This is a genomic window from Methanomethylovorans sp. PtaU1.Bin093 (assembly GCF_002067275.1).
Taxonomy (GTDB): Archaea; Halobacteriota; Methanosarcinia; order Methanosarcinales; family Methanosarcinaceae; genus Methanomethylovorans.
In genome coordinates, this window is the sequence record NZ_MVQX01000005.1 from 1 (window position 1) to 3,958 (window position 3,958).

Sequence of the window (3,958 nt, forward strand, 5' to 3'; positions counted from 1 at the left end):
GGTGGCTGCTGGCAGGGAAGGCACATTGCCTACAGTTGTGTCGGGTCTGGTGGATGTACCCGTGATCGGTGTGCCCGTATCCACAGGTTACGGGGCAGGGGCAAAAGGTGAAGCTGCGCTGCTTTCCATGTTGCAGTCGTGTTCAGTGCTTGCTGTCGTGAACATCGATGCAGGGTTCGTTGCAGGAGCTTTTGCTGCACGCATAGCCAATAATGTTGCCAGAGCTCGTGAAGGCAAAAACGAGGAGGCACAACCATGAGGACGATCATCTTTGATGCATTTTCAGGTGCTTCCGGAGATATGATCCTTGGAACCCTTATCTCTCTGGGAGCTGACGGAGAAAAAGTACGGACGGTCATAGAGTCGGCAGTGGATGTATCAGTAAGGATAGGGCAGGCGAACAAAAAAGGTATTTGTGCAGTGGATGTGCATATAGGCGTAGACCATGAGGAACATGCACGCCATTATGAAGAGCTTGTGGACATTGTGCGGAATGCCGGGTTGCCTGCAAGGGTTGAACACAGTGCTCTGGCAGTTTTCGAGCTCATGGCCAAAGCTGAGTCAAAAGTACATGGAGAATCCCTTGAGGAACTGCACTTTCATGAGGTAGGTCAGAACGATGCTTTAGCTGATGTCATAGGTTCCTGTTTTGCGATGCACGAGATCGGTGCTGATGGAATATACTGCCTGCCCATCAATGTTGGAGGAGGCAGGGTTAAGGCTGTCCATGGTTCCATGCCTGTGCCGGCCCCTGCCACCCTTGAGATCCTGCAACTCACGGGTCTGTCTTTCTACGGTTCCGGGAACCGGGAACTCCTTACACCTACAGGGGCTGCCATCCTGGGTCATTTCGCCAGACCGGTCGAAAACTATCCGAAGGGAAAGGTTCTCTCCGTAGGGTACGGTGCAGGAGATGCCGATACAGAAGATCCCAATGTGCTGCGCAGTACTCTCATAGATACGGAAGATGACCTTTCCAGAGATTCCATCGAGGTGCTGGAAACAAATGTGGACGATGTGACCGGGGAAGTGCTGGGTAACCTGTTCGAAAAATTGCTGTCAATAGGAGCAAAAGATGTTGCCATTGTACCCGCGACCATGAAAAAAGGTCGCACCGGACATATAATAAAAGTAATTACAAGACCCGAACATAGTGCTGCCATCGCAAGGGAGATCATGAGGGAAACGGGCACCCTGGGAATTCGTGTGATCCCGACCAAACACCGCTATACGGCCGACAGGCGCATGGACAGCGTAAGAGTCGTTATATGGGGAAAAGCATACGACATACCCGTGAAAATAGCTGAGGACCACAATGGTGAGATCCTGCATATTTCTGCAGAGTACGAAGACTGCAAGCGAGTTGCTAAAGAATTAAATTTACCACTCAAGGATGTCATACGAAAAGTGGAAGAGAAGGCATGGAATATCCATGGGCACGATGATCTTTTCTGAATACTGAATGATTGTTAATTAAAATTGTTTTTAATTAAAATTAATATTAAATAATAAAAAATTCTATTTTAAACTTGCAGATCTCGCTGATACAAAAACATCAGGCATCATCGTGCAGGTGAATAAGATGCTGACAAGCGCCGAATGTGAACACTCCCCTCTCAGGGACATAGATATTATAAGAGAACGTCGCAGAATAGAATATAATATGACTCCGGTTTCCTGCAACAGATCCATGGATAGGGTCGAAAGGAACGCTATCCGTCTTAAGCGCTCTCTGCAAGAGAGTGAGAAGATATCTTTTGCAAAGCTCCGCAATGATATTATCAAACCTGGCATCTGCACCATGTGTGGTGCCTGTGCTTCCATATGTGGATCCATTTCTTTAGAGGAGGGGCAACCAAAGCTAACAGGTAAATGCACAGCATGCGGTGTATGCTACAACCAGTGTCCGAGGACCATTACCACAGAAGAAGGTTTAATAGGCTGTCTCCGACAGGCATATGCTGCAAAGTCCAATCTTAAGGAGATCAAGGGACAGGATGGGGGTGTGGTCACTGCCATGCTTGCATATGGTCTTGAGGAAGGGCTTATCGACTGCGCTATCGTTACTGCAAGCTCCGATGAAGAGCCATGGAAACCTGTCCCTATAGTGGCAAGGACATATGAGGATCTCTTACAGTCCTCGGGTAGTATCTACAGCCATAGTATGACCATGGATGCCCTGATGAGCGCGATCCGACAGGGGATGAACAGTATTGCCTTTGTAGGCCCAAGCTGCAACATAGATGCCGTACACAAGATGCAAAGAAGCTCCCGTGGTTTTCTGCACATGTTCATGAGGGCAAGGATATTCAAGCTGGGTCTGTTCTGCATGGACAGTTTTGATTATGAAGGGCTGAAACAGTTCATCGAAGGAAAGAACATGCGCCTCGGAGATATTGAAGCTATGAAGATCAGGAAAGGACGGTTCGAGGTCACCACAGCGGCCGGAAAGGAAAGCTTTGATCTGCAGGAGCTTGACAATTGCCGCAGCAGTTCATGCAAATACTGTACGGATATGGCTTCTGAGAACACTGATATCTCTTTTGGAGGTGTGGGGACTCCGGATGGTTATACCTCTGTGCTTACCCGCTCATCCATGGGATATGAAATATTCAATGAAGCTGCAGACTGTGGTTATATAGATGCAAGAGTGATCGAGGACGGGGAGATGCAAAGGATCCTTAACCTTGCAAAGATGAAGAAGGTCCAGATGTATGCCTTCCATCGCAGGCAACAAGGCTGATCTGTTTTCGGTCGGTCTTGATCTACTCTCTTTTCTATTTCTGAAACTTCCATCAGGTGTTTGCTTTTACTCTTGTTTTAACAAACAACTGGAATCAATTTCTGCAGTAGTGAGTTGCTTCTTTGATTTATAGAAGAAATAACCCACTATGAAGAATGTTGCCATAGGCGACAGAAACGAGGGTATATGATAACCAAAGCCATCCATGATCATAAAAACACCCAGGAACAATATGGAATACATTGCTCCGTTCTTCAGATACATATATCTCTGGATCCTGTCGATATTGCCTATTGTCAGTTCTCTGACTACGAAAGCTCCTAGTCCGTTCCCGAGGATTATCAGTGGTACTGAGAGGGTGAATGCAAATGCTCCGATGACGCCATCTATGGAGAATGTTGCGTCTATTATCTCCAGATAGAATATCTTGCTCATATCTGACATATTTTTTTGCACGAGATCCCTTTCACTTTTTTCCGCATTTTCCTTGAAGCCGTGGGTGATGAAAAAAGCTGTTGAGCCAAGTACTGCGCTGAAAGCGACAAGATAGTTTATTTTCAGGCTGTACCAGACAATTACGGATAGTATTATTGATACGATAGCAAAGAACCAGACACCTTTTTTCATAAAATAAGGCTCCCCGCATATCCCAAAGTTCTTCTTTTCCAGGAACAGCCAGTGCAGGAACAGGAACAGCAGGAATACTCCGCCGCCCATTAGCAAAGCAGGGGCTGCGGTCTCTATCGCCTCTATGACCTTAGGGTCATTGCTGAATGTTGCAGTAAGGGCACCCATTGGTCCTAAGGAAGGTGTACTTGCCCAGACGATAACCCATGGTAAAAGTCCTCGGATCACAAAGACCGCAAAGAACAGTCCCCATATCAGGAACCATCTGCGTGCTTTCTCCCCCATTGTAGACAGCACCTGAGCATTGATGATGGCATTATCGATACTGCTAATGGTTTCAAATAAGCATAAACCACCGACTATCATGATCATTGAGAGGATGTCCATGTTATCTTTGTTGTAGAATTAATTTTTTGTTTATTAAGATATGCTTCTCTTGCTCACGACTTAGCTGTTTTCATAACAGGACCATATTCTGCAACATTACGACACTTTTAAATACGAACATTGTGTTTTAGAATTGTTAATTCACAATTGTGAATTAACTTGTATGCTGAGATGGCGGAACGGCTACGCAATGGACTGCAG

General features: G+C 46.2%; 4 protein-coding genes. 3 read left to right on the plus strand and 1 reads right to left on the minus strand.

The window, feature by feature from the left end; genetic code table 11:
• The 3 genes from A4E24_RS00090 to A4E24_RS00100 form a co-directional block, all read left to right on the plus strand.
• The coding region (locus tag A4E24_RS00090) for an AIR carboxylase family protein (RefSeq protein WP_292350619.1) at nucleotides 1–259 on the plus strand (259 nt) is incomplete at its 5' end.
• A complete protein-coding gene (larC, locus tag A4E24_RS00095) occupies nucleotides 256–1,455 on the plus strand; it encodes a nickel pincer cofactor biosynthesis protein LarC (RefSeq protein ID WP_292350620.1) in 1,200 nt (399 codons plus the stop codon). The genes A4E24_RS00090 and larC, both read left to right, overlap by 4 nt.
• 127 nt (nucleotides 1,456–1,582) lie before the next feature.
• Entirely contained in the window at nucleotides 1,583–2,743 is a 1,161-nt protein-coding gene (locus A4E24_RS00100; RefSeq protein WP_292350622.1) for a Coenzyme F420 hydrogenase/dehydrogenase, beta subunit C-terminal domain, read from the plus strand.
• Nucleotides 2,744–2,809: 66 nt separating this feature from the next.
• Here the strand turns inward: A4E24_RS00100 and A4E24_RS00105 are convergent, their stop codons facing one another.
• Nucleotides 2,810–3,757 carry a DUF475 domain-containing protein gene (locus A4E24_RS00105; protein ID WP_292350624.1) on the minus strand — a complete coding sequence of 316 codons (948 nt, stop codon included), beginning with the start codon at nucleotides 3,755–3,757 and terminating at the stop codon, nucleotides 2,810–2,812.
• Nucleotides 3,758–3,958 lie beyond the last annotated feature (201 nt).

What these genes read in the sequence shown, in the direction of transcription:
- A4E24_RS00105 (WP_292350624.1), bottom strand. Translation starts at nt 3,757, where the DNA reads ATGGACATCCTCTCAATGATCATGATAGTCGGTGGTTTATGCTTATTT.
- A4E24_RS00100 (WP_292350622.1), top strand. Translation starts at nt 1,583, where the DNA reads ATGCTGACAAGCGCCGAATGTGAACACTCCCCTCTCAGGGACATAGAT.
- larC (WP_292350620.1), top strand. Translation starts at nt 256, where the DNA reads ATGAGGACGATCATCTTTGATGCATTTTCAGGTGCTTCCGGAGATATG.